Genomic DNA, 24,610 nt, shown 5'->3' with positions numbered 1-24,610 from the left:
GAATGCGGTCGTGGTGCCACCCTACTTCCACCATGCTGAAACAATAACTTGTCAAGTAAAACAAGTACCATGGTGCTCAAAGGATAACGGTCTCCCGATCATAGTTTTCTGCCAATGCAGTCCTCTATAATAGCTCAAAGGTGGTAAACCATTTCTTCCACTACGGAACTCTCAGCTATCATCCCGTTCTCTGTAAAGCTTTCAAAATGGTTCGTGTCCTTCTCAGCGCATATTATTCAGTTTTAACCTTTTGTAACAAATAAAAAACCGCATTCCTCCCAAATAAAGGGACGAATGCGGTCGTGGTACCACCCTACTTCCACCATGCTGAAACAATAACTTGTCAAGTAAAACAAGTACCATGGTGCTCAAAGGATAACGGTCTCCCGATCATAGTTTTCTGCCAATGCAGTCCTCTATAATAGCTCAAAGGTGGTAAACCATTTCTTCCACTACAGGATTTTCAGCTATGATCCTGTTCTCTGTAAAGCTTACGAAATGATTCATGTCCTTATCAATGCATGTTTATGAATTTTAATTGTATTGAATTATATGTGAATAGTTTATGAATGTCAAGGACAATTTGTTATTTTTGTGCGAGGTGAAGAAAAGCATTGCACGAATGCATCCGTCAATAATACTGAAGTCCTCTGCCGCTCTCAGCAATTGCATGAGCGAGACGAATTGTTGACACTGCCAACTCTGCGTATGTCACTTCACGAGTAGGACTGAAATGATTTTGTTCAGCTTTTATAAGACCCATCGAGCTTGCCATTGCTACATAGCCCGTATTTTCAGTTTGTATTTGATCGGCATCTGAAAAGCCAAGCTTATATATACTGTTGTCTTTTGCTGCCCGCTCTAATCCCAAAACGCGGATCATCCAAACGGAAAGTTCTTCTCTTGTAATCGGAGCATCAGCATCAAATGTTGGGCGATCTGCTTTGATTATACCCATTCCAACCGCACGTTCGATCTCATCATATAGAGGATGTTGAGGGTCAATATTTTCAAAGGTTTGATTCGTGCTTTCCTGGCCGTAATAACTATTGCCGTGATAGAAATACGTAAGTGAATTTAGGATTACTTTCAAAGCTTCTCCTTTTGTAATTGCAGAATCGCCAGTGAAGTTCTTCACATCTTTTACTTCCATCACTTTGGCGTTAATTAAATAATTAAGTTCTTCTTCCGCCCAAGGATGTGTAACAGTTATTGAATCTTTGTTGCTAAACATGTTATTCCATTCCCCTGTAGTTGCATTTATATAACTAAATGGATCATCATTAAAAACCGGCGTATAAATTAAATCATAATGGTTTTCTTGTTCAGCTCTCACATGGTTCATATACGAAAGCTTAACATCAAGTGCCTCTTCCAAAATGGCCTTTGCCTTTTGCTCTGAAATCACTTCCTCACTGGATGGCCAATTATCTATTTCTTGATAATTGACGTATAAACTGTTTAATGAACCATCCACATTGATCCCTACACTAATTTGATCGCCTGCAACAATAATTCCATTCATAATTCTTGGAAAAATAAATTGGTAGGTACCTACCCTTTCGTCATAATAAGGTTCTTCGATCGGCATTGCATAATTGTGCAAATAAGAAGGGGTCCATTCTTTTAAATAGTTTACGGCTTTAGTAAGCGCTTCCTGTTCGGGAATCATTTTATCTATTTTTGGAGCTTCTCCAATATCCCTCAAAATGTAATCCTTCATGTCGTAGTATTGGATGATTTCTCCAGTATTTTTATTAATCTCTATACTAGATCCAGAGCTTCCATTTGCATAGTTATACGTATAATGTACGTTGATGACTGCCTGCCCGTTATAGTTTTCGATCTCCTGTATGGATTCAATTTTTAATTTTAGTTTATCTGAATCAATCGCTAGAAAACGTTCAGCAATTTTCTTCGCATCTTCTACAGTAATGCTCCCTTGTTTTACTGGGAATGGATTTGCTGCAATTGGATCAATTTTTGTATTCTTCGATAATTCTTCTGCATATCCGTTTGTTGTCATCCATTTCCCTGATATCGCTTCAATCCCTGTCAATTTCGCTGTTGGGCGATAGATGAGTTCTACACTCCGGTCTCCAGTTGGGTAATTATAGTTTATTTGATAATTTAAATCTACAGCAAGATTTTCTTTTACCTTTTTTAGTATGACCTCTTTATCTATGATTTTTGTAACGTCACTAAAAGTAACAGATTTTAACTGTGGAGATATTTTGTAAAAATTAACGACTTCACCATTTCCTAAAACAGACACTTCCACTCTTTGATCGGCAATGGGAACTTCATTTTGTGTACGTGTGTAAATAAATGAATAACGAATTGGCTCTGTTAATATTTGTTGCGGATAATACTGTAACGCATCTGTTTCTAATTGATAGTCTTTTCCATCGAGAAATTTCTTTATGAAGTTTTCTGCGATTTTCTTAGCTTCTTCTTTTGAAACTTTTGCTGGGAATAATGCATCTGTTATAGTAGGCGGTTGATAGGAAAAGTATTCAATCTCCAGTTCATTCCCAATAAAGCCTACATTACCGTATACTCGTTTCCCGTTAATTGTCTTACTAAAATATAAATCATGCCGCACCGTTTCATCTTCTGGATAAATATGCGCGCTGCTCACTTGAAAATCATTATTCGTTAAATAATCAAACTGATTTGGGAACATTTTTCGAAACTTCTTGATCAACTCATCTTTTGTAATGACAGCATCAGTCGCAGCAACTTGAATCTTCGCCTTTTCTGGTTGTCCATTCGTAATAGACGAAGCATCGGCAATCGATGAAAACAATCCAAAAGACAAAACAGAAGAGGTTAACATTATACCGACTTTATTCATTTTCATTCAAAAACCTCCTATATTCAAAATTTCATTTTATCTACGAAAGCGATCTTTAGATTGTATGATTGTCCAATGAAGAAAAGACATAGCTTTGACTAAAAAAGCATATTTTTTCTTTAAATAATAATTGAAAAAAGGCGCCCGATTTTACTCGGACGCCTTCTTTGTACTTATTAGTTATTTTTCATTTTATCACGAAGGACCATTTGAAGGATTCCACCGTGACGGTAGTAGTCGATTTCAACTTCGGAGTCGAAACGAGCCAATACGTCGAACTCTTTAACAGAGCCGTCTTTTGAAGTTGCTGTCACTTTCAAGATATCACGAGGTTTTACGCCTTCTGCGATGTTAACGCTAATTTCTTCTTCGCCAGTAAGGCCAAGTGTTTCTGCGCTATCTCCATTCATGAATTGAAGTGGAAGAACACCCATCATGACAAGGTTTGAACGGTGGATACGCTCATAGCTTTCCGCGATGACTGTTTTGATGCCGAGTAGTGAAGTACCTTTTGCAGCCCAGTCACGTGAAGAGCCCATGCCATAATCTTTACCTGCAATGATTGCAAGGCCTGTACCGTCAGCTTGATATTTCATCGCTGCGTCATAGATTGGCATGATTTCTTTTGTCGGCCAGTACGTTGTGAAGCCGCCTTCTGTACCTTTTGCAATTTGGTTACGAATGCGGATATTCGCAAATGTACCGCGCATCATGACTTCATGGTTACCACGGCGTGAACCGTATGAGTTGAAGTAACGTGGTTCTACACCGCGCTCGCGCAAGTATTTACCAGCTGGTGTATCTTTACCGATCGCACCTGCAGGTGAAATATGGTCAGTTGTGATTGAATCACCGAACTTACCGATGACGCGTAGGCCTGACAATGTTTTAATATCGCCCGGTTCTTTCGAAAGTCCTTCGAAGAACGGTGGGTTTTGGATATATGTTGAGTTTTCATCGAAATCGTACAAGGAATCATCCGTTGTTTCGATTGCATTCCATGCTTCGTTTTCAGTGAATACGCGTGCATACTCTTTACGGAACAAGTCAGGTGTAACCGTCGCTTTTACGACTTCCTGCACTTCTTCCGATGTTGGCCAAATATCTTTAAAGTAAACATCTGTGCCGTCTTTCGCTTTGCCGATCGGATCTTTTTCGAAATCAATGTCGACTGTTCCAGCAAGCGCATAAGCTACTACAAGCGGTGGTGAAGCCAAGTAGTTCGCTTTTACGAGTGGGTGGATACGTCCTTCGAAGTTACGGTTACCGGATAGGACAGATGAAACTAACAAGTCGTTTTCTGTAATCGTTTTTTCGATTTCAGGAAGAAGTGGACCGGAGTTTCCGATACATGTCGTACATCCATAACCGACTGTGTTGAATCCGATTTGATCCAGGTATTTAGAGAGACCGGAGTCTTCCAAGTAGCCAGTAACGACTTTTGAACCTGGTGCAAGTGATGTTTTTACATATGCAGGAGGTGTAAGTCCTTTTTCAACAGCTTTTTTCGCAACAAGCCCTGCGCCTAACATAACGTAAGGGTTGGAAGTGTTTGTACAAGACGTAATCGCTGCAATTGCAAGGTCTCCAGTTTTCATGCCTACTGTACGGCCGTCTGCAAACTCGACTGTTCCTTGTTTTTCGAATTCTTTAGGCGTCAATCCGAAACCTTGGTTTCCTTCAGGAGCCACTACGGAATCTCTGAATGAACGCTGTAATTCAGAAAGTGGAATCAAATCTTGTGGACGTTTAGGACCAGATAGATTTGCTTCAATTTTTGTAAGATCGATTTCGATCACTTCTGTATAAGTCGGATCTTCTTTATCTGCAGTGAAGAACATGTCATTTTCTTCAAGATATTTCTTGACAACTTGAATATGCTCTTCATCACGTCCTGTTAGACGCATATAATCAAGTGACTCTTCGTCCACTGGGAAGAATCCACAAGTTGCACCGTATTCAGGAGCCATGTTAGCAATTGTAGCACGGTCTGCAAGCGGCAATTTAGATACGCCAGGTCCAAAGAATTCAACGAATTTACCAACAACGCCATGTGCACGAAGTGTTTGCGTCACTTTAAGCGCAAGGTCTGTCGCAGTTGTTCCGTTTGGAAGTTCTCCTACAAGTTTTACACCGATCACTTCAGGAATTGGGAAGTATGACGGTTGGCCAAGCATGCCCGCTTCAGCTTCGATACCACCTACGCCCCATCCTAAGACGCCGATTCCGTTAATCATTGTTGTATGGGAGTCAGTACCGACAAGTGTGTCCGGGTACGTTTCAAATGTTCCGTCTTCGTTTTCCACTTCATGGACAACGCTTGCAAGGTATTCAAGGTTCACTTGGTGAACAATACCTGTTGCAGGAGGAACAGCACGATAGTTATCGTACGCTTTTTGCGCCCAGCTTAGGAATTGATAACGCTCAGCGTTACGCTCGAATTCAAGCTCCATATTAAGTCTTAACGCTTCAGGCGAGCCATAGCGGTCAACTTGTACGGAGTGGTCGATAACAAGATCGACTGGAATTTCAGGATTGATTTTGTTTGGATCTCCACCCATTTCAGCCATAGCTGAACGAAGGGAAGCAAGGTCAACTACAACTGGAACTCCAGTGAAGTCTTGTAGGATGACGCGCGATGGCTTGAAAGGAACTTCTGCGTCCTTATCTGCATCCTTGCCCCATTTTGCCAAGTTTTCAACGTGTTCATCTTTAATTACATAGCCGTCATGTTGGCGCAAGACGGATTCAAGTAGCACTTTGACTGAGTAAGGCAGTCTTGAAACATTTGCAATGCCGGCTTCTTCGAGAGCTTTTAGACGATAATAATTATACGTCTTACCATTCAACTCGAATGATTGGCGGCTATTGTGCAAGTTGCTTTTTGCCATTGTGATTTCCTCCTTTATCTACTGAAAAGGCCGTAAATAAGCATCTTTTCTCTACTCCATCATATTACAGCAATGTTCATAAGTAAAATACTTATAATTTATAGTCTATCATAAGAAAATCGAATGACTCATTATCTGTTGCGTTTCAGCTTCTTACTCTCCTAAAATCTCTCTAAAATAAGAGGTCATGAAGACGCCATACGGATCAAATTCCTTACGTAACTTTTTGAAAAGATCAATTTTCGGATAAAGCTTGACCATTTCTGTATATGTCAAATTATTCATTTTGCCAAAATGTGGTCTTCCCCCGTAAGATTTCATAATGCGATTTACCCATTTGAAATACGGTCCATTGTCCATTCCTTTGTACATATGAAAAGCGATAAATGCACTTTCTTCCCCTTGTGTAGGGCTCAGTAATGCATCTTCGCCAGCTGTCGTTCGGCATTCAATCGGAAAGTGAACATAAAAAGGATGTGCTTTCAATAATTCATGCATTTCTACTATGCACTCTTGAAACCTTTTTAGAGGAATGGCATATTCAGTCTCTGTAAATTTGACTCGTCTAGGTGAAGGGAAAATCTCGAAATAAAGTCCTTTTTTATCGCTATTCGGAATGGCTGATGCTGCAATTTGGGTCATTTTGCGAGAATAGGCCGGTTTTAATCGGCATAGCTCTGACATTAATTTAAAACCGGCTGTTTCGACAACTCCATTTGAAATAAAATCAATCGCCTTCGACTCTTTGCTTTGTTTTACCAATGGGACATCGTTCATCTCTTTCACTTGGACATTTTCATTTCCAGGAAAGTAAAACCATTCCATATGTCTATTCTTATATAATGACTCATCCCATTCTGCTATAGCCATATTAATGTTAACCTTTCTGCTTGACACGTGCAGGCTATAGAGTGGAACCGTGCGGAAGGTGAGTTTGACAAGAACCCCGAAAAGGCCTAAAGAGACACTTAACGCTTTGGACAAATCATCGTCTGCTCTTCTATGGTGACGCAAAATACCGTTGCCGTCGATATACGTCCATGCAACAACTTGGCTAGACAAAGAACCGAATTTAATCCCTGTTCCATGCGTACCGGTGCTGACAGCGCCTGCCAAAGTTTGCTGTTGAATATCTCCCATGTTTTCAAATCCCATGCCGATCTCTGATAGAATTGGCGCTGCTTCGTATAAATATGTACCTGCCCAAAAAGTAGCTTCCATCGCTTCCCTATCGAAGGAAACCAATCCTCTTAATTTGTCCAGTGATACCGCTTCATCATCAGGACACGCAACTTTGCTAAAAGAATGCCCTGCACCGATTGCTCGAAGGGTCTTCCCCCGAACTCTGCAGCTATCGACCAATTGCTGTATGTCCTCAATCGACTCCGGATAATGAAAATAATCGAGCGATGCTGTAACATTGCGAGACCAATTCGTCCATCTACTACCCTTCTTAACGGTCAAATGAAACATCCTCCTTCTCCCCTGTACGTTTTAAAGGCTTTCACATATTTTTCTCCACGCCTTCCGTGTATTTTTAGAAATCGTTCACAAAGCTCCCCAGCCTTTGCATGGCGGAAAAACACTGTATCTCCAACCGATAGAATACGATCCTTGTCCAATAATGGCGTTTGGACTTCTCCCGGCCCTTCATTTTTTAATAAATACAGGTTGTTTGGCCAAAAAGGTACAGGTGCTTTATCTATGCCGATTGCTCCTGAAGCCGTATAACCTCCGCCATGACAAACAGCGATTCCATCTTCTGGAATTCGAGTGACCCGAAGCGCATAAGACGCAGCAGGTTTAAAAGGCAATTGTTTATACCTTGAGAAAAGCGCAGGAAAATAAAAAGCGGATCCGATCGTCAGCTCTGTCACTTCTTTTGCCTGAACAGTAAAATCTATGCTGCCTGAACCGCCACCGTTAACAAATTGAATAGATGGACACGCTTTTTTTATTTGATTTACTGTATCTCTCCGAAGCTGTCCAATCAATGTCATCGATCGTTTTTTTAGAAATTGAATTAACGGCTGCTGCCATCGTATGACCGGCCTATCCACAACACCGGCGATTTGTGCTTCATAGCCCATGATTCCAATGACTTCCGTATTGGGGAACTCTTTCATTTTCATTAGAAGACTTTTGACATCTTCTACCTGCTTCAGAGAAGAGCGCTGCGTACCGAAATAGATCCATTTGAAATCAGTAGAGACATTCACATCGATACATACTTTCAAAACAATATTATGTTGTAAACCGATTTCATGCAGTAAGCGCCAATGCTCCTCACGGTCGATCATGAATGTTATGTCCGCACCTTGGGCAATATAAGGAATCATTAGCTCAATTGACTCCCTTTCCATTTGCGGATAGCCAAGCAAAATGTGAGTGAATCCTCTTTCAAGCAAAAAAAGAGTCTCTTGGCAATCAAATGTCATCCATCCTGAATGATTGTCCAATCTTTCTGCAATGTATTGAAGCAACTCTACCGACCGGATGGATTTTGTAGCAATTCGAATATCTTTTCCTTTCGACTGGACATTCACCATTTTAATATTCCAGTCCAGAGCTTCGAGATCAATGCAAGCAAATGGCCGAGCCAAATGTGCAAATGCGGTCAATGCTTCATCCAAATGATTACCTCCTTTACTTAAATCAATATTCTATTAAGTATATTCTGAATCTAATGATGAATCAATACTTCGGTTCTTTTAAATAATCTATTGTACTTTTATATCTATTAAGATGAAGGAACTTCTAGTGCTTGAATTTTTAAAGATATTGTGTCTTTACACACATATATACTGCAAAATCATTGTGAGTATGGCATGATAATAAATGAGCAACTAAAAGGGAGTGTATATATTGAAAAAGGCATTATTGGTCATTGATTATACGTATGATTTTGTCGCTGAAGATGGTGCTTTAACTTGTGGTCATGCAGGGATTGCTCTTGAGCAGTATATTACAAATCTGACGAAATCATTCTTGGAAAAAGAAGAGCTCGTAATTATGCCTGTTGACGTACATGAGTTAAATGATCCTTTTCATCCAGAGTCAAAACTGTTTCCACCGCATAATATACGGGGGACGTCAGGAAGAGAACTGTACGGTAAACTTAAGAGCTTATATGAAGAATATAAAGAAAAAATTCTTTGGATGGACAAAACACGCTACAGTGCGTTTGCAGGTACCGACTTGGAAATGCAATTAAGAGCGCGCGACATAGCCGAATTGCATTTAGTCGGTGTATGTACGGATATTTGCATATTGCATACCGCTGTTGATGCATACAATCGTGGCTTCGATATTGTTGTCCACGAAAAAGGAGTCGCAAGCTTTGATCCTGCTGGGCATGAATGGGCTCTACGCCATTTCAAAAACACTTTAGGCGCAACTGTTTTACACTAATTTCCCATCTTTTTTCAGTCTTTCTTTTGCTTATTATGTTTGATGTATCGAAATAACGGATATTACAAATACTACAGAGGCAATTATGAAATACTGAAAAGGAGATGAACAAAATGAGTTTTATTTGGTTTTTGATCATTGGAGGCGTAATCGGTTGGCTCGCTGGCCTTATATTAGGTAAAGACATTCCAGGGGGCATCATCGGCAACATTATCGCCGGTATCATCGGTGCATGGGTTGGTGGAATGCTTCTCGGTAACTGGGGACCAAGAGTGTCCGACTTCTATATTTTGCCGGCACTTTTAGGAGCGATTATCCTTGTCTTCATTGTGAGCCTCATTATGAAATCCATGCGTAAAGCGACTTGATTTAACGCTATATTTTAGCGAAAGTCATCGTGTCATTTTCACAAACATCGTATGAATTCGCAAAAAAATCGATATGCAATTCCATATCGGTGTAATTCAATGTAAAAACGTTGGAGCCCCCTTCAAGGGATTCCAACGTTTTTACTGTTCTTGTCCAGTTTCTAGCGCAATCCGATGGTTTTCAAATTCATTGAAAAACCAGAGGACATCTTCTACGTACTTTTCACTTCGATTATAATGGAAAATTGCTTTTTCAATTTCCCCTTCAGCTGCCCCACTTTTGGAAAGATAATTGGCAGCACTGAAAATGGCGTCTTCGATATCATATGGATCGGCAATACCATCCCCATTTGCATCGACTCCGTATCCGCCATATTTCTTTATGATTTCCGGATTGGTTTTGTCTTCTTCTGGGATATTCCCTTTTCCTAATCCATCACAACCAGGATATCCCCAACCAACAAAAGTACAAGGCATAAATTGCATATGACCTTCCGCACCAGCTGGCGATAATAGCGGATCCATCGTAGAGAATCGTGTTTCAATCCGATGGTGGGCTGCTAAAAGCGTCCAAGGTATTCCATATTTTTCGGCTGCGGATTTATAAATGGGAATATATTCTTCTGGAATTTCCATTGCAGTATGTCGTTCCTGTATATCCAATAATGTGCTTGCAGACTTTTTTATAAGTTCTGGATGCTGTATGCCCGTCCAAATTATTGCGGTCAATGTAAAGGTAATGACAGCGATCGGTATCAATAAGACAATCATCAAGAGCTTTGTCTTAACAGATAACCCTTTCTTTTTCTTTTTACTCACTGCACCACCCTTTTCCTTCTATCAATCGTATCCCAAAACAGATTTTTGAGCAGTATCCCGAAAGGATTTATTATAGTTCAATGGAATATATGGTATCTGCTGAACTATAAATTCCAATGGCCATCCCGCCTTCTAAGATTTCGGCAGCTGACGCTTTGTCTTTAGATTGAATATCAAAGATTATTCTTTAATAAGTGCTTTCACATCTTTTATCATTTCCTCATATGGAACGTTTTCTACACCGTTGTAAGTTTTGACCGAGACACCTTCTTTATTGACTAGGCTATAAGTAATGCCGTGTGTGATATCGCCCCCCTCTGGAGATCTTAGGACAGCGGTCTTAAAAGAACCCATAGCCAAATCCTCAATTGTTTTGGGGCTATATCCGGTCAACATTACCCATTTGCTTTGATCGACTGGATCAAAAGTATCCAAATACTCTTGCAGCACTTCTGGTGTATCGTAATCTGGATCTACACTGAAGGAAACAATTTTATAGTCTTCGACGCCTTCCTCTTTTAACATACTTTGAAAGTCAGTCATGTTAGCCATCATCGGCAAACAAACGTCAGGACAATTAGTATAAATAAATTGTGCAAGCCAAACAGTTCCTTTCAAATCGTCAAGAGACACTTTTTCATTTTGTTGATCGGTAAATTCAAAGGGCTCGATCTTATACTTGTGGTCTGCTTTGAATCCTCCAAATGAACATGCTCCCAATACGAGCATGCATGCCATTAAAAAGCCCAAAAAAGTTATTTTTCGCATATGCAAACTCCTCCACTTTTCAATACTTACTTTATCATAGTGGATGGGAGTTTATCAAACAACCGGGGGTTACTCCCAAACTTGTCCAAAATTTGTCGAAAGATTGAACTTCACTTCACATTCATTCCTTTTTTAAAGAAACGAGGGCGCTATGGATCGCTTCTAATTTAGACTCAATTCGGTGCAATAGATAAAATGAGACGAAAATCGGAAAGCCGATTTGCTGAATCAGTTCTAACCATTGTTCCATTTAGAACGCCTCCTTCCTAATTATGCAGCGTAAGCAGAAAACCGGTTCCCAGTGTAAAACTGTAGAACCGGTAGTTTGTTTATGCTCTTATAAGCTCGGTTACATTTCGCTCAATAAGTCGAGCACTTTTCAACGTAGCGAGTGGGGAACCATCCACTTCAAATACATTGGCATCAATAATGAGCTGCATCGCATCTTCGACTTCTTCAGATGTCAAATCTCCTCTTGGATTATCAACAGACAATGTCGTCTGCTTTCCGGCAGCAGTGTTAAAATGTAATTGTAAAGTTTTCGCCATTTGTCATACCTCCTTAATTCATAATTTCTGCTGTTTCTACTTTTTCCGCGCCAATGAAAGACATTTCAGAAAGATTCGCTAACTGTGAAAGAGCGTTGTATAAATCGTCCGCAGTTGCATCTTCCGCGATATTGCGATAAGATTTCGATTTCCGAATTATTTTCCCCTCTTCTGTCATACCACCATCAAAATACACTTTACCGACCGCCTGCCTAAATTCGATCGTCGCCATTTGCTTTCCCCCCTTTCACTTGTTATATAGAGAACAAATGAAAAAAGGATACATTGTCCGTGTATTTTTTTTAGTTTGCTCTTATAATGAGTAGTAGTATGGAAGAGGTGAAGATATTGCAAGATTGGTTTATATGGTTCATCGTTTTCTGGTGTATTGTCCTAATCGTTTTCTTCGGCATTGGCGGATTTTTTATGTTCCGCAAATTTTTGAAGGTGTTCCCGAAAGATGATGGCAAATCTACACTTGATTGGGAAGAACATTACGTCAACGAGTCCCTTCATCTTTGGAACGAAGAAGCGAAGCTTATGTTAAATGAACTCGTGTCCCCTGTTCCTGAGCTGTTTCGCGATGTAGCTAAACAGAAGATTGCATCCAAAATCGGGCAGATCGCCTTGGAAGATCGGGCGAAAACGATCGGCTTTGACCATATTATTCGCGGATATATATTAGCGACACCGAAGCGCGATCACAAATTCCTAAGGAAAAAGCTGAGCTCTATGGACGTAGATATGACCCCTTATGAGCACTTATTTAATTGATAAAGACCTCCCCTACCGCGGACATGCGGTAGGGGAGGTCTTTTTAATTGAAGTTCCTTTTTATTTTATAATACTTCACTAACATTCCAATCCGCCATGGCAATATCATGGCGAATGCTAATATCCAAAACATCCCCGCCAATTCTCCTACATCAACGGAACTGCTTAAAATGAGCTTTGCAACAAGACGTACGACTAATAAACCCAACAGGATAAATAAGAATGCTTTTGACTTTTTCACATAGAGATGATTATCTTTTTGCTCAAAATTTGTCGTCTTTATTAAAATGATCGAAAAGAGCAACCCCGCTCCGATTGCTTCAAAAATTTGAGGGAGCGCAACACGGAATTCCTCGAATAGAAACATGAGCGCCCCTGTTGACATGAACAGAGGCGGCAAAATAATTCTTTTGGGAGAAATTGGTTTATTGGCAGCTTTAGATCTTACAATGAAAGCCATCGTCCCCATGAATAAAAACAAAACGGTTGAACCGACAATTAAATAGACGGACGGTATTTTTGTAAAGACAAAATCGACTAATTCCTGCAATTTAATCATTGGTCCTCCCCCATTCCGCCAATTCGTCCAACCGTTGCCGTAGCTGATCCATCTGAACAAATCGGGCGAAGCGGGCCATTTCTCTGCCTTGATGAAATAATAGGACGACAGGTGCTGTAAATAAAGATAACTGCCCTGCCATTTCAGGGACTTCGGCAACATTCACCTTATAAAAAGGGAAAGGATAATCATCGGTCAACGCATTCACTTGCGGATAAAGCCCTTCGCATACAGAACAATGATCTGTTTTGACGAACAACAACAGTTGCGGCTCCTGTTCCAACTTTTCATTCCATTCGTTAAATGATCCGATCTCATTCATCGGCGGTTCCTCCACTTCCACGCGCACATCTCTCTATTCATTATGGCTAACACATTATCCAAAGGACAATTAAAAACCTTGGAAATCTCCAAAGATCGGGCTTAGCAAGCTTGTCAAGAACACAATGCCATCAAAAAATAGCAATAAGCCGAATGCAATCATAACATAACCACCTATTTTCATGATGAGGTTACTATTTCTGCGAATCCATCCAAGGCGCGTAATGAAGAATGATAAAACAAAGAATGGAATCGCAAACCCTAATACATACATCATCATATATAGCATGGCAGACCCCGGATTTGCTGCAGACAATCCGATAATCGCTCCTATAATTGGCCCCATGCATGGTTGCCAGCCTGCAGAAAATGCAAGACCGATCAATGCAGTTCCCAAATAGCCGGCAGGGCGGTTTTTAAATTGCAAACGGTGTTCTTTCATTAAAAACTTCGGTGTGAATAAGCCGATAACCATTAATCCGAATAATACGATGAAAATTGCACCAACCTGTCTTAGCAAGTCTTTATACTGGACAAAAAAGTTCCCAATAAAAGACGTACTGAAACCTAAAAATACGAATACGACCGAAAATCCTAATAAAAAGAAGATTGTATGCAATATACCGTTGCGGTTCATCCGTTTCGAATCTGAATTCAAGTCCTCAATGGACATGCCCGTAATATAGGATATGAAAGCTGGATACAATGGCAAGACGCACGGCGATATAAAGCTTAAAAAGCCTGCTCCAAAGGCAAGAAATACGTTCACATCAGTCGTCATCATTCTCTCCCCTTCAATTTTCTTCTCCCATCGTAACAAATCCTTGAGTAAATTACGCTCATTTTGACTGTGAACAGTTTATGAACGTTTCAATTGTTACATTTGTAAGCTGTTTTCGCTTCTATCCAACCTTCTATTATGGGCGGTTTTATAGTTCTCTGTCGTTTCTCAACAGTTGAAAATCGATTAACAGCTAAGAGTTTTTCTTCTACAGTGAGTTTAGTCAAAAAACAGCACCTCCAATTGTTAGATGGTGTCTAACAATTGGGGTGCAGTTCATGCATGAGCAGTCGGTTTTTTCAAGTTACATGGCATCCTCAATGAGGCCGTTCTGAAGTTGGTACATCATATAGTAGAGACCTTTTTGAGATAAAAGTTGCTGATGCGTCCCACGCTCGACAATCTCTCCTTGATGGAGAACTAATATTAACTCCGCATCCTGAATAGTACTTAGTCGATGGGCGATTGCGATCGTTGTACGCCCTTTCCGCATCTTCTCCAAACTGTTTTGGATTGCGACTTCTGTTTCTGTATCAATGTTCGCAGTCGCTTCATCCAACACTAAAATTTTCGGATTTGTTGCAATCGTACGGGCAAAAGCGACGAGCTGGCGCTGTCCGCTTGAGAAAGTGGCACCACGTTCCGTCACTTTCTGTCCGTATTTTTCCGGCAGTTTTTCAATGAATTCATTTGCTTGGACAAATTCTGCAGCAGCACGAACGTCTTCCCCGCTCATAGACTTATTATGCAATCGGATATTGCTTTCGATATCTCCGTAGAAAAGGAATGGATCTTGTAAAACTAAACCGACCTTTTTTCGGATTTCCGACTTCGGTAAGTCTTTCAACGATATGCCATCAATTAAAATTTCTCCTTTGCTATATTCATAGAAACGCATGAGCAAATTAATAATGGAGCTTTTTCCGCTACCTGTATGGCCGACTAATGCGACTGTCTCGCCGGCATTCGCTGTAAATGAAATATTTTTCAGAACATCATTTTTGCCATCATATGAAAAAGTTACATTGCGGAACTCGATTGTTCCTTCTCCGATTTCCTTCTGTCCTTCTTCATTTTGCTGCGGCTCCATGTCCGGATCATCCATTAGCTTGAATACGCGTGAAGCGGATACTAAAGCTTGCTGGAAAATGGACATTCGCTGCATCACTTCCTGGACTGGATGAAATAAGCGGCCGATCAATGTCGTGAAAGCGTAAATTACGCCGACTTCAACTGCATGATCTATTGAAAGGAAACCAAAATATCCTAAGACAAACACAATGGCAATTGCATAGAGCAAATCTATAAATGGCGACAAGAGAATACTGTCGAATTTAATATTCCGCATACCTGTCCGGTAATGCCCTTCATTAATATCATCGAATTCCTTCGCCAACCGCTCTTCCTGCCTGAAAGCTTGAATCATTCCCATTCCGGACAATGATTCCGCAATTTTGGCATTCAACTGGCTGAGTCGCTCCCGAAGATCTTGATAGAAATCCGCACTATAGTGCCGATAAACAATAATAATGATTAAGAATAACGGCAACAATAACATGGAAACGAATGTCAGTTTCACATCAAGCGAGAAGAGAGCAAAGAACACTCCAATAATGACGAAGATCGCTTGTAAAAAAGTGACCATTACACTGACAAACATCTCTTTTATCGACTCTGTGTCATTTGTAACCCTTGATACGATACTTCCAGCCGGTGTCCGGTCAAAATAGCGCATGCCCAACCCTTGTACTTTCGTAAATACATCAATACGCATTTGCTGAATAATTCTAAGAGCAATATCTTGGAAGCGCAATTGCTGGAAATAAGAAATAACAACAATGAACACTTGTAAACCGATATAAATAAGCGCCAATGTCAGCACTTCATTTTTCGGGAAATGTAAAGGTGTCAAATAATCATCGATGAACGATTGGATAATAAGCGGCCCTACGATGCTTCCCGTAATTGTCAGTGCAAGGAAGAACAATGCGATGGCAATGCTTTTCTTATGGGGAATTGCATAGCGCATCAGTCGTTTGAATACGACCCATTGATCTTTTGCCGTCAATTTAGGCTGTTTCTCCATTTGCATCATTCTTCACCCCCTTGCTCGACAAGTACTTCCAATTGCTGCAAGTCATACATTTCTTTATATCGTCCATTTAAGGCGATCAATTCTTCATGTGTACCCGCTTCTACAATCGTACCCTCATGCATGACGATAATTTTATGCGCATGCTGGATTGCACTTAAACGATGCGATGTTATAATTGTCGTTTCTCCTGTGCGAGTTTGCTTTAATGATTCGAGGATCGCTTCTTCCGTCTTGGCATCCACTGCCGATAGGGAGTCGTCCAAGATGAGCAATTCAGGCTCCATAATTAACGCTCGCGCTATGGAAACGCGTTGTTTTTGGCCGCCTGATAAAGAAACGCCTCGTTCTCCGACAATCGTTTCATACCCTTCCGCGAAGCCGACAATATCGTCATGGATATGGGCTAGTCTTGCTGCCTCATAAATCTCTTCACGATCGAGTTTTGGATTGGTAAACGCAATGTTTTCTGCAATTGTCGTCGAGAAAAGGAAATGATCTTGCGGTACATAACCGATTGATTGGCGCAAGCTTTGCTGCTTGTATTGGTTAATTGGATATCCTCCATATACAATGCTGCCTTTATATCCTTCGAACTCACGTAATAGCAGCTTTAATATCGCTGTCTTTCCTGAACCGGTCTTCCCTACAATGCCGAGGGTTTCGCCTCTTTTCAGCTCGAAATGTACATTGCGCAATGCTGGCGTTTCGTCATCAGGGAAATAGAACTCCTCAACATCAAAATATAAATCGCCTTCCGGGCGCCCGGCAATTGCTCCCGGAACGTCTTGTATTTCCGGATCGATCGATAACAATTCCGTAATACGGCTATAAGAAGCATTTCCGCGCTCTACGATATTGAACAGGAATCCGAAAGCTAACATTGGCCAAGTGAGCAATCCTAAATATGTACTAAATGCTACCATATCCCCAATCGTCATCTGTTCAGCGATAATAAACTTTGTTCCAAAATAGAATGATAAAATATAGGAAATTGCGAAAATTCCGGATATTGTCGGATCAAATAAAGCATCCACTTTTGCGACCCGCATATTTTTTGCTACGACATCCGTTGAAAGATCCGTAAAATCGTCAATATCTTCTTTTTGCTGTCCAAATGTTTTAATCACTTTAATGCCTGAAATACTTTCTTGTGTCTTGTCGTTCAAATTAGAGAATGCCTCTTGTGCAAAGCGGAAACGTCGGCGTAGCAATCTTCCATAATAACTTGTCAAGAAAATCATAAACGGGAATGGAATGAGTGCAATGAGCGTTAGCTTCCAATTAATTGTGAGCGCCATCGTCAAAATGACAAAGCCGCCAGTTGAAATGGAGTCAACAAGTGTCAAAATCCCCATTCCTGCCGTTTGTTGCACAGCGTTGATGTCATTTGTAGCATGTGCCATCAAATCGCCGACACGTCTTTTTTGATAAAATGACGGTGACATCCTCGTGAAATGATTGAATAGCTTTTCACGCATCGTCCTTGATAAGAGGACTGCCGACCCAAAAATCATGACACGCCAATAGTAACGGGACACATACATCAAAATACCCGCGGCTATCAAAATGGCTAACCATTTCGTAAGTGTCGCGGCTGTAAGCGTTCCATCAGTAATATGGTCGACAATTAGCCCAATAATTTTCGGAGGAAGCAATTGCAATAAGGAAACGAATACAAGCGCTGCAATGCCTAGTCCATATTGTTTCTTCCTTTGTTTGAAAAACCAGCCGAGCTGTAGTAAAACTTTCACATAACTTCCCCCCTATCTTTTTCTCTGTCCTTGAATAGTCTACCAAAAGTCTGAACAATAGAAAAGGTACGATTCTTAAATCATTCGGAAACTGAAATACTTTTCAATTCAGTAAATGGGATGCGATGAACTTCACCTTCCGTTTCACTGATAAAAAGAATATTCTCCACTTGATCGATTTTTCGAATAAATCCCTTTGCCTCCACCGTATCGTTTCCTATCCAGTAATGTACAATCACCGACAAATGCCGCTCTATCGCTGTAGCTATTTCATAATTCCATTCTTCTAACTGCTGCTCATCCGGCTCTGCCTTATTCACTTCATTTTCCTGCTCCTGCTGCAGCTGCCGCAGTTGCTGCACATGTTCTGGCAGCATCATCGCCGTCCATTTTATCCGCCCGCGATCGCGAATCATACGATCGACTTCCTTTCTAATTTTAATTTGTAGAATGATATAGAAAACGAGGTGTTTATATGCCGATCGACACAACCGTCTTCATCCTAACCATCCTATTCGGGCTTATCATCGGCGCTTTCATCCTCCGCTTCATCGTCCGGAGCACGATTGATTCTTCAATGCTTATGAAAAAGGTAGAAGAGGTGGAGGCTGAAATCGCCGAATTAAAAAGCGAATTGTGCGAACGGAAATAAGCTCTTCATTCATGAGAACAAATTATTTATAATGCCCGCCAATCAATTTAGAACGATGGACGGCAGTGCCGTATTTTCTGCGTAAGCCATCCATCGCCTCTCCCAATTGGCGCCTTCTCCATTTGTCTTCTTCAAATAGGCTGAGCTGCATAGCATATTCATTTTCCAAATTGTAAGCTAATCGCAATACGCCGCACCGGACGTCCGTCATGGAATTCATTGAACAGCTCCTTGCATAATCGAAAAATAACCATCGTGTCATTTGTTGCTGCATGCAGGGAGCGTGAACGTCCAAAGCCTCCTCCCAACGAATGCTTCGAATAGCCGATGGACAAATGGACCGTCCTTCCTGCTTTGCCTGCCTCTCTTGCTCTCATGGCAACGTCTTCACACATTTCAAGCAGGACAGCGAAAACATCTTCCGGTTTGGTGTAATCTCTATAAAGAATTTGTCCTTTACCATAGCTTACTTGCCCTTCGACAATCGGAGGGATGCCGACATCAGACAAATCAATGCCATGCGCATGGTAATATAATTGATTGCCCATAATGCCAAATTTTTTCTCTAACTGCTCAAGTGACGCATGAGCTAAGTCACCGACTGAAAAAATGCCCATATTATTAAGCCTCCGTTCCACTTTGCTGCCGATTCCCCACATACGGCTTAACGGGGCAACTGGCCACAATTTTTTCGGCACATCTTCATATATCCACCGAGCAAAGCCGCTTTTTTTCGCTTCAAGATCAAGCGCCAACTTCGCCATTAGCATATTCGGCCCCATGCCGCATGCCGATCTCAACTGAAACTGTTTAAAAAGCTCTTCCTGCATTCTTCTTGCCGTTTCCTCGGCAGGTCCCCATAATTGCTCAGTACCGCCCAGATCGACAAAGCTTTCATCAATTCTGTTGTCAAGTAGTTGTATATTATTTGTATTCTAAAGAGCGTTTTTCGGATTTTTGAACTCGATTGGGCAGTTGTTGTGCTCCAGAGAACACTACTGAAAGAAAAAGTATTTTAGAACTCATGGAAAATATATAACCTATAGCCGATCTTAGGGACATCGAACACACGGACAATTCTACCGACATTTATAACGGAAGAGCGTTAAGATAGCGTAACTGTCGATAACCGAGAATAAAATTGCAAATTATAAAAGGCTATGGAATTTTTTCATTCCATAGCCTTTTGCCAGCAGGCGATAACCATTAAAGATAAAGGGTTCCGCAGCGTTCAATCCGATTACCCAATGATATTCACTTTCGGTTCATACTCACTTAATACTTCAATCACATATTCAGATGTTATATAGACGTGATGTTCAACATTGGGGACATGTTCGCTTCCCAGCATCGCTATGCCATCATACCATTCAAGGAAATCAGAACTCTCCATTTTGTAAAAACTAGTATAATTGTCTGTCTGGTGTTTATTTTGTGCCTCCCTTACAAGATCTAGTAAGTCTTGTCTATCTCGTTCTGCGACCAAACGCATAGACCATATATATGAACCATTTATATATTGATCATAAATAACTTCATATATTTTTCCTGATAAATTAGAAAATCTTAATGTCAATCCTTTTTGTAAATTCATATCATAGAAATCCATACCATCAATAGTACCTGGGCATAGATCCCATGCATGTAAAACCCTCTTATCTATGAAATTCAACTCCCAACTTTATTATTAATCATAGTACCTTATTTTGTCTTTTCCAAACTCTAAAGTCCATGGTCTTAAAAGATCGTCAGTACTACGATGTATATTAAAGGTACCAGCGGGAGTTGTTTTTAAATATATTACTTCTCCCTTACTATTCGTTGTTCTAATAGTTGTTCCTCCGCTAATGCTGTTTATGTCCTTTAAAGCATTGTTAAGTCCACCTCTGTTTGAATATATGCTTATACCTGTATTTGTGGTCTTAACAAAAGCTGCTTTTCCTTTGATTCCACCCCATTCTAGCTGTATAGTTTCGATTAACTTAGCATTCATTGCTTCAAAATCTTCGTCTGGTATTAAAACATTCAAATTCTCATTGGTATTCACGGTTTGAGATTGAATTTCGTTTGCCAAAACGGAAGGCGACATAACTAGCAGTATTAATAGACTAAGAATTGTTACAAATGTTTTTCTCATTCTAATCACTTCTTTTCTGTAATATATACACCATACGACATGGAATTTGAATTGTAAATATATTCCACGAAAAGGCATATTGGGAAAATTCATTAGGTAAATAGTCCAGTTACCAAGTGTTTTAACTAAACAATATCTTGAAAACTTGATGCATTAGCATTCTAAGTTGGGATAATTCCTTAAATAAAAGTAACTTTTCAATAATTATTATCATGAAAGATAAACCCAAAAAACACATTCACTCTTCGTTCTTTTTTTATAGAAAAACCGCTCCTCCAATATTTGTAGCTAAAGTTTTGTTATATAGGAATAGACTCAAGAAGTATTTGTAGTTTTTTGTTGATTCAGTATAATTAAATAGGTAGTTACAAGGGCTCAATATAATAACGAGGGGGTGTTAAATATGAGATATATGACAGTTGATAGAGCTAGAGAAGAAATTGACCGACTGCAGCAATATGTTGATTTAGTTGAATCATATGAAGCCGACACCTTAGAAAAATTTATCATCAAAAAGTATGCCCTAACCGGCAACTTGGAAAAAACATTGGATTTGGTTCACAGCTTTGGATTCGGTATGCTTTATGGGGTTTGTCTATCCTCAATTGGGGCATTCTTTGTATCAGGATAAGCTATGGGAAAAACATTAGATTTCGTATTTCAATATGATATGAAGAACAACAACATCGTTGGTATGATTGGCATATGAATGCGTACCGTCGGTAGAGAAGCTGATTGTATCATATTGACTCAAAATATATGCCTCACCATTAACATTAATGGTAATTGTGCCAGACATGACAGTTGCAATTTCAGTTGTATTATGATGATGCTTTTCCGGATGGTAGGTGCTATTAGGCTGTAAATAAGCACGGTACATTTCCGTATCATTATTTGTATTTTGAAAAATCGGCTCAATTGCCCAGTTATTTTCGTCTCCAACAATTCTTAACCCTTCACCGGCCCGCGACAGATTCACATTACTTTCAGTTGAGAATAATGCCATGAGTGGTATGGATAAGCTTTTTGAGATTTACCATAACATCGCTACTGTTGGATTTGTTTCTCCGCGTTCTATATTTCCTAACGTTAGCTTACTTACACCCGATAATTCCGATAAATCTTCGAGACTTAAACGCTTTTCTTTACGTAGTTTTTTTAGTACAGCCCCAACTTGTAAAACAATTTGTTTTGGATCATCAGTTTCTAAATTCATTTAAAACCACCCTTTGCATTGGCATAGGTAAAATAATTATCAGTGTTTTACGTATTATAGTGGATAAAATAATAATGAACAAACCAAATTATATATTATAATATGCAAAACCGATAGTTGTATCTATTAAAATATGCCTTTCGAAACGATTTTTACTGTAGGGCTACCTGTTACGAATTCGAAATTCCTAACAAATGCCTCTGATTTAACGGCTTATGATTATTAAATTCTTTTTCATAAATACTTTTTCAAAACCCTCTGGTGATTCCTGCTTTATAAGTGGTGTTGGATCAGCCATGGTCTAAATTTCTTTTCGGATTCCTCCCCAAAATTCCCAAGCCATTGCAAAAAAAAATAGGATGGTGATTTCCATACTTTACATATTTAATACTCCTTGACTACAGAACAGAAGTTCGCATATCATAAAGGAACAAGAAAGGTGGTTTTTATGCATCCTATTCGTGATAGAGGGATTATAAAATGGCAAAGTGCAATGCTATTGCCTGAGCATATAAAAAAGTTAAAGGATTTTTACCAAGAGGTATATAAAGTTCAAAAGCCCATTTTAGATGAACAACAATTATCTGAACTTGATGTCCTTGTACGAGATGCAATGGAATATAATACTCCACTTCACTTTATATTTTTTGAAGATGGCGAGCTCATAAAACTTAAAGGATATATCAGTTTTATCGATATGATTGGTAAACAATATCGTATAAGGGATTTTCACAACATAAACCACTTTATAGCTTTCCACAAAATCATAAAAATCACTAAGGAATAGTTGGGAGGAAATTAATATGGACTACTCACAATTTCCCGCTCGAGACATTGCTATCGTTGATATGAAGAGTTTTTATGCTTCAATTGAGTGTGTCAGAAGAAATTTAAATCCCTTAACCGATTATTTAGCCGTTGCCGGTAATACACAACGTAACGGTTCTGTCATCCTTGCTGCCACCAAGAAGTTTAAGGAAATGGGTATCAAAACAGGGAGTCGTCTGTATGATATCCCTGAAGAATTTCGTAAATATGTAGTTTCCCCAAATATGCAATTATATATCGATGTGTCGGTGAATATTACACGACTGCTTAATCAGTATGTGCCAATTGATGATATATTTGTTTATTCAATTGACGAACAATTTATCGACCTCACTAGTTGCTCCTCTTTATACACCCCTTACGAAGCTATAACTGACATAAAACAAGCCATTTTCAATAGCTTCGGTCTTCCCTCGGCCTGGGGCCTGGGCGACAATCCTTTTTTAGCTAAAGTGGCCTTAGATATATATGCGAAGAAAGAACCCTCTGGTATAGCGGAAATTCGATATTCCGATGTACCGAATAAACTATGGACGATCGAGAATCTGGCTGATGTGTGGGGCATTGGGAATCGAACAAAAGAAAACCTGGCCAGACTGGGAATTAAAAGCTTATATGAAATAGCTCATTACCCTGTCGGAAAATTGGAGAAACGTTTTGGCATCCTAGGTCGTGAGTGGTTTTTACATTCTTGGGGTATAGATACTAGCGTCTTTAATGGATTATTCATTCCTTACAACTCTGTTGGCTCTAATATGGGCAAACTCTCCAAAACAAAGGGATATGGTCGCGGTCAAACGCTTTTAAGGGACTATACCATTGTGGAAGCTAAGACAATTCTTTTAGAACTTTGCGAAGAAACCATGCGACAAGTTCGATTACACAAGTTTGTAGGCAAAACGGTATCTATCACTGTAAACTATAGCCGTGATGTAGCCGTTGATGGGTTCAATCGCTCAATGACTGTTCAGGAGCCGTTCAATGAAACCTTGAAGATGTATAATATAGCTTTAACAATTTATCAACGTTTTATTGAAAACTACCCAATCAGGTATATAAGCGTTCGTCTAACAAATCTTTCTAAAGATACAGACACATTTCAAATGTCACTATTTGATCCTAATGGCTTCCGTAAGAAAAAACTAGGTTTTGTCATGGATGCAATTCGAGAAAAGCATGGTTCTGCTTCTCTTGTACGCGCATGCTCTCTCACCTCTGCCGGTACTACTGTGGAAAGATCAAGATTAGTGGGAGGACATCAAGCTAATGAGCATTCATAATACGTTGTATTCGCTATTGATAAATTTTTCATGATACAGTAAACAGCCATTTACATAGGCAAGCGTTAAACAATGCACTTCAACTCAAATGGGTATTGTTTGAAGCTTGCCTAAATAATTATTGTTTATTATCCCCATGTTCCTGCGGCATCTATAAAGCTATTGCTTCCTAAATCACTTTGTTATACTCCTTCCATCCAACGTTTGAATGTTGGTTCCACTATTCTGAAGTTCATCCCATTTCTGTACTTCACATCATCACAGCCTTATTATTTTAAGGCAAACGAAAAGCACTCACCTCAATAGATAAGTGCCTACAATACAACTCCACTGCCCCTTTTGTAGATGAAAAAATAGTGCCATATTAGCAGCTTAACGATTTTCAACTAAGCACCCGTTAGCCATCCATGCAGCAAAAAACGCTGCACCACAGAGGATGAAAATGGATAGGCTACACTTAGATGGACAGAAAAATTAAGGTCTTGTAGAATACAACTAATAGAAATGAGGAGACTACAATGACCGAAAAAAGAACAAGAAGATCCTTTACCCAA

26 protein-coding genes and 1 pseudogene are annotated in these 24,610 nt (G+C 39.8%); 7 read left to right on the top strand and 20 right to left on the bottom strand.

Annotated elements, in window-relative coordinates; translation table 11 throughout:
* Positions 1 to 631: 631 nt before the first annotated feature.
* The 4 genes from WFH04_RS10170 to WFH04_RS10155 form a co-directional block, all read right to left on the bottom strand.
* Positions 632 to 2,863: a YcdB/YcdC domain-containing protein gene (locus WFH04_RS10170; RefSeq protein ID WP_336823932.1), complete on the bottom strand. Its 2,232-nt coding sequence runs from the start codon at positions 2,861 to 2,863 to the stop codon at positions 632 to 634.
* Positions 2,864 to 3,033: 170 nt separating this feature from the next.
* Positions 3,034 to 5,748: an aconitate hydratase AcnA gene (acnA, locus tag WFH04_RS10165; protein WP_336823931.1), complete on the bottom strand. Its 2,715-nt coding sequence runs from the start codon at positions 5,746 to 5,748 to the stop codon at positions 3,034 to 3,036.
* Between the two features lie 153 nt (positions 5,749 to 5,901).
* The gene (locus WFH04_RS10160) at positions 5,902 to 7,212 is read right to left on the bottom strand and encodes a D-arabinono-1,4-lactone oxidase (protein WP_381479853.1); all 1,311 of its coding nucleotides are present in this window, start codon (positions 7,210 to 7,212) and stop codon (positions 5,902 to 5,904) included.
* Positions 7,209 to 8,381 (bottom strand): alanine racemase, encoded by a 1,173-nt coding sequence (locus tag WFH04_RS10155; RefSeq protein WP_336823929.1) that lies wholly within the window; start codon positions 8,379 to 8,381, stop codon positions 7,209 to 7,211. Before WFH04_RS10155 ends, WFH04_RS10160 begins: the two co-directional genes overlap by 4 nt.
* A 232-nt stretch (positions 8,382 to 8,613) precedes the next feature.
* Between WFH04_RS10155 and WFH04_RS10150 the strand changes: the two genes are divergently transcribed.
* Together WFH04_RS10150 and WFH04_RS10145 are read left to right on the top strand one after the other, a co-directional pair.
* Positions 8,614 to 9,159 (top strand): cysteine hydrolase family protein, encoded by a 546-nt coding sequence (locus tag WFH04_RS10150; protein WP_336823928.1) that lies wholly within the window; start codon positions 8,614 to 8,616, stop codon positions 9,157 to 9,159.
* Between the two features lie 113 nt (positions 9,160 to 9,272).
* Positions 9,273 to 9,527, top strand: coding sequence for a GlsB/YeaQ/YmgE family stress response membrane protein (locus WFH04_RS10145; protein WP_336823927.1), 255 nt, complete (start codon positions 9,273 to 9,275; stop codon positions 9,525 to 9,527).
* A 141-nt stretch (positions 9,528 to 9,668) separates the two neighbouring features.
* Here the strand turns inward: WFH04_RS10145 and WFH04_RS10140 are convergent, their stop codons facing one another.
* The 5 genes from WFH04_RS10140 to WFH04_RS10120 form a co-directional block, all read right to left on the bottom strand.
* Positions 9,669 to 10,346 carry a lytic transglycosylase domain-containing protein gene (locus tag WFH04_RS10140; protein WP_336823926.1) on the bottom strand — a complete coding sequence of 226 codons (678 nt, stop codon included), beginning with the start codon at positions 10,344 to 10,346 and terminating at the stop codon, positions 9,669 to 9,671.
* Between the two features lie 180 nt (positions 10,347 to 10,526).
* A complete protein-coding gene (locus WFH04_RS10135) occupies positions 10,527 to 11,114 on the bottom strand; it encodes an SCO family protein (protein ID WP_336823925.1) in 588 nt (195 codons plus the stop codon).
* A 121-nt stretch (positions 11,115 to 11,235) separates the two neighbouring features.
* Positions 11,236 to 11,364, bottom strand: a complete 129-nt coding sequence (locus WFH04_RS10130; RefSeq protein ID WP_336823924.1) for a YvrJ family protein — start codon at positions 11,362 to 11,364, stop codon at positions 11,236 to 11,238.
* 79 nt (positions 11,365 to 11,443) lie between these two features.
* Positions 11,444 to 11,662, bottom strand: a complete 219-nt coding sequence (locus tag WFH04_RS10125) for a DUF2922 domain-containing protein (RefSeq protein WP_336823923.1) — start codon at positions 11,660 to 11,662, stop codon at positions 11,444 to 11,446.
* Positions 11,663 to 11,675: 13 nt separating this feature from the next.
* On the bottom strand, positions 11,676 to 11,894 hold the full coding sequence (locus WFH04_RS10120; RefSeq protein WP_336823922.1) for a DUF1659 domain-containing protein: 219 nt from the start codon (positions 11,892 to 11,894) through the stop codon (positions 11,676 to 11,678).
* 113 nt (positions 11,895 to 12,007) lie between these two features.
* Between WFH04_RS10120 and WFH04_RS10115 the strand changes: the two genes are divergently transcribed.
* Positions 12,008 to 12,436 carry a DUF2621 family protein gene (locus tag WFH04_RS10115; protein ID WP_336823971.1) on the top strand — a complete coding sequence of 143 codons (429 nt, stop codon included), beginning with the start codon at positions 12,008 to 12,010 and terminating at the stop codon, positions 12,434 to 12,436.
* A gap of 43 nt (positions 12,437 to 12,479) precedes the next feature.
* Here WFH04_RS10115 and WFH04_RS10110 read toward each other — a convergent pair whose 3' ends face one another.
* From WFH04_RS10110 to WFH04_RS10085, 6 genes are all read right to left on the bottom strand, one after another.
* Complete coding sequence (locus tag WFH04_RS10110; protein WP_336823921.1) at positions 12,480 to 12,995, bottom strand: CcdC family protein; 516 nt, start codon at positions 12,993 to 12,995, stop codon at positions 12,480 to 12,482.
* Positions 12,988 to 13,317 carry a thioredoxin family protein gene (locus WFH04_RS10105; protein WP_336823920.1) on the bottom strand — a complete coding sequence of 110 codons (330 nt, stop codon included), beginning with the start codon at positions 13,315 to 13,317 and terminating at the stop codon, positions 12,988 to 12,990. The genes WFH04_RS10110 and WFH04_RS10105 overlap by 8 nt, the downstream gene beginning before the upstream one ends.
* Before the next feature lie 69 nt (positions 13,318 to 13,386).
* Complete coding sequence (locus WFH04_RS10100) at positions 13,387 to 14,097, bottom strand: cytochrome c biogenesis CcdA family protein (RefSeq protein ID WP_336823919.1); 711 nt, start codon at positions 14,095 to 14,097, stop codon at positions 13,387 to 13,389.
* Between the two features lie 304 nt (positions 14,098 to 14,401).
* Positions 14,402 to 16,183, bottom strand: a complete 1,782-nt coding sequence (locus WFH04_RS10095; protein ID WP_336823970.1) for an ABC transporter ATP-binding protein — start codon at positions 16,181 to 16,183, stop codon at positions 14,402 to 14,404.
* A gap of 5 nt (positions 16,184 to 16,188) precedes the next feature.
* Positions 16,189 to 17,943: an ABC transporter ATP-binding protein gene (locus tag WFH04_RS10090; protein WP_336823918.1), complete on the bottom strand. Its 1,755-nt coding sequence runs from the start codon at positions 17,941 to 17,943 to the stop codon at positions 16,189 to 16,191.
* 80 nt (positions 17,944 to 18,023) lie between these two features.
* Positions 18,024 to 18,359, bottom strand: coding sequence for a YolD-like family protein (locus tag WFH04_RS10085; RefSeq protein WP_336823917.1), 336 nt, complete (start codon positions 18,357 to 18,359; stop codon positions 18,024 to 18,026).
* A gap of 59 nt (positions 18,360 to 18,418) precedes the next feature.
* Between WFH04_RS10085 and WFH04_RS10080 the strand changes: the two genes are divergently transcribed.
* Positions 18,419 to 18,595, top strand: coding sequence for a hypothetical protein (locus WFH04_RS10080; protein WP_336823916.1), 177 nt, complete (start codon positions 18,419 to 18,421; stop codon positions 18,593 to 18,595).
* 22 nt (positions 18,596 to 18,617) lie between these two features.
* On the opposite strand, the pseudogene WFH04_RS10075 reads toward WFH04_RS10080, so the two are convergent.
* The 3 genes and pseudogenes from WFH04_RS10075 to WFH04_RS10065 all read right to left on the bottom strand — a co-directional run.
* Positions 18,618 to 19,497 (bottom strand): annotated as a pseudogene (locus tag WFH04_RS10075) (DinB/UmuC family translesion DNA polymerase); the annotation flags it as partial.
* Positions 19,498 to 19,835: 338 nt separating this feature from the next.
* Positions 19,836 to 20,189: a hypothetical protein gene (locus tag WFH04_RS10070; RefSeq protein ID WP_336823915.1), complete on the bottom strand. Its 354-nt coding sequence runs from the start codon at positions 20,187 to 20,189 to the stop codon at positions 19,836 to 19,838.
* A gap of 93 nt (positions 20,190 to 20,282) precedes the next feature.
* Positions 20,283 to 20,732 carry a hypothetical protein gene (locus tag WFH04_RS10065; RefSeq protein ID WP_336823914.1) on the bottom strand — a complete coding sequence of 150 codons (450 nt, stop codon included), beginning with the start codon at positions 20,730 to 20,732 and terminating at the stop codon, positions 20,283 to 20,285.
* 403 nt (positions 20,733 to 21,135) lie between these two features.
* Here WFH04_RS10065 and WFH04_RS10060 point away from each other — a divergent pair, with 403 nt between their 5' ends.
* A complete protein-coding gene (locus WFH04_RS10060; protein ID WP_336823913.1) occupies positions 21,136 to 21,363 on the top strand; it encodes a hypothetical protein in 228 nt (75 codons plus the stop codon).
* Positions 21,364 to 21,378: 15 nt separating this feature from the next.
* Here WFH04_RS10060 and WFH04_RS10055 read toward each other — a convergent pair whose 3' ends face one another.
* Together WFH04_RS10055 and WFH04_RS10050 are read right to left on the bottom strand one after the other, a co-directional pair.
* The gene (locus WFH04_RS10055; protein WP_336823912.1) at positions 21,379 to 21,711 is read right to left on the bottom strand and encodes a cupin domain-containing protein; all 333 of its coding nucleotides are present in this window, start codon (positions 21,709 to 21,711) and stop codon (positions 21,379 to 21,381) included.
* A 54-nt stretch (positions 21,712 to 21,765) separates the two neighbouring features.
* Positions 21,766 to 21,948, bottom strand: a complete 183-nt coding sequence (locus tag WFH04_RS10050) for a helix-turn-helix domain-containing protein (RefSeq protein ID WP_336823911.1) — start codon at positions 21,946 to 21,948, stop codon at positions 21,766 to 21,768.
* Between the two features lie 448 nt (positions 21,949 to 22,396).
* Between WFH04_RS10050 and WFH04_RS10045 the strand changes: the two genes are divergently transcribed.
* Together WFH04_RS10045 and WFH04_RS10040 are read left to right on the top strand one after the other, a co-directional pair.
* A complete protein-coding gene (locus WFH04_RS10045; protein ID WP_336823910.1) occupies positions 22,397 to 22,735 on the top strand; it encodes a YolD-like family protein in 339 nt (112 codons plus the stop codon).
* A gap of 16 nt (positions 22,736 to 22,751) precedes the next feature.
* On the top strand, positions 22,752 to 24,056 hold the full coding sequence (locus WFH04_RS10040) for a Y-family DNA polymerase (protein WP_336823909.1): 1,305 nt from the start codon (positions 22,752 to 22,754) through the stop codon (positions 24,054 to 24,056).
* Positions 24,057 to 24,610 lie beyond the last annotated feature (554 nt).

This window comes from Sporosarcina sp. USHLN248 (genome assembly GCF_037144575.1).
GTDB lineage: Bacteria > Bacillota > Bacilli > Bacillales_A > Planococcaceae > Sporosarcina > Sporosarcina contaminans.
The sequence above is the reverse complement of the archived record's forward strand: the minus strand, read 5'-3'. Positions and strand labels throughout refer to the sequence as shown.

Excerpts from the sequence above, each read along its gene's own strand:
- WFH04_RS10100 (WP_336823919.1), bottom strand. The coding sequence starts at position 14,097 with ATGACGACTGATGTGAACGTATTTCTTGCCTTTGGAGCAGGCTTTTTA.
- WFH04_RS10065 (WP_336823914.1), bottom strand. The coding sequence starts at position 20,732 with ATGAGAAAAACATTTGTAACAATTCTTAGTCTATTAATACTGCTAGTT.
- WFH04_RS10105 (WP_336823920.1), bottom strand. The coding sequence starts at position 13,317 with ATGAATGAGATCGGATCATTTAACGAATGGAATGAAAAGTTGGAACAG.
- WFH04_RS10050 (WP_336823911.1), bottom strand. The coding sequence starts at position 21,948 with ATGAATTTAGAAACTGATGATCCAAAACAAATTGTTTTACAAGTTGGG.
- WFH04_RS10045 (WP_336823910.1), top strand. The coding sequence starts at position 22,397 with ATGCATCCTATTCGTGATAGAGGGATTATAAAATGGCAAAGTGCAATG.
- WFH04_RS10120 (WP_336823922.1), bottom strand. The coding sequence starts at position 11,894 with ATGGCGACGATCGAATTTAGGCAGGCGGTCGGTAAAGTGTATTTTGAT.
- WFH04_RS10145 (WP_336823927.1), top strand. The coding sequence starts at position 9,273 with ATGAGTTTTATTTGGTTTTTGATCATTGGAGGCGTAATCGGTTGGCTC.
- WFH04_RS10170 (WP_336823932.1), bottom strand. The coding sequence starts at position 2,863 with ATGAAAATGAATAAAGTCGGTATAATGTTAACCTCTTCTGTTTTGTCT.
- WFH04_RS10110 (WP_336823921.1), bottom strand. The coding sequence starts at position 12,995 with ATGATTAAATTGCAGGAATTAGTCGATTTTGTCTTTACAAAAATACCG.
- WFH04_RS10125 (WP_336823923.1), bottom strand. The coding sequence starts at position 11,662 with ATGGCGAAAACTTTACAATTACATTTTAACACTGCTGCCGGAAAGCAG.
- WFH04_RS10070 (WP_336823915.1), bottom strand. The coding sequence starts at position 20,189 with ATGAATTTACAAAAAGGATTGACATTAAGATTTTCTAATTTATCAGGA.
- WFH04_RS10135 (WP_336823925.1), bottom strand. The coding sequence starts at position 11,114 with ATGCGAAAAATAACTTTTTTGGGCTTTTTAATGGCATGCATGCTCGTA.
- WFH04_RS10060 (WP_336823913.1), top strand. The coding sequence starts at position 21,136 with ATGAGATATATGACAGTTGATAGAGCTAGAGAAGAAATTGACCGACTG.
- acnA (WP_336823931.1), bottom strand. The coding sequence starts at position 5,748 with ATGGCAAAAAGCAACTTGCACAATAGCCGCCAATCATTCGAGTTGAAT.
- WFH04_RS10085 (WP_336823917.1), bottom strand. The coding sequence starts at position 18,359 with ATGATTCGCGATCGCGGGCGGATAAAATGGACGGCGATGATGCTGCCA.
- WFH04_RS10095 (WP_336823970.1), bottom strand. The coding sequence starts at position 16,183 with ATGGAGAAACAGCCTAAATTGACGGCAAAAGATCAATGGGTCGTATTC.
- WFH04_RS10040 (WP_336823909.1), top strand. The coding sequence starts at position 22,752 with ATGGACTACTCACAATTTCCCGCTCGAGACATTGCTATCGTTGATATG.
- WFH04_RS10080 (WP_336823916.1), top strand. The coding sequence starts at position 18,419 with ATGCCGATCGACACAACCGTCTTCATCCTAACCATCCTATTCGGGCTT.
- WFH04_RS10130 (WP_336823924.1), bottom strand. The coding sequence starts at position 11,364 with ATGGAACAATGGTTAGAACTGATTCAGCAAATCGGCTTTCCGATTTTC.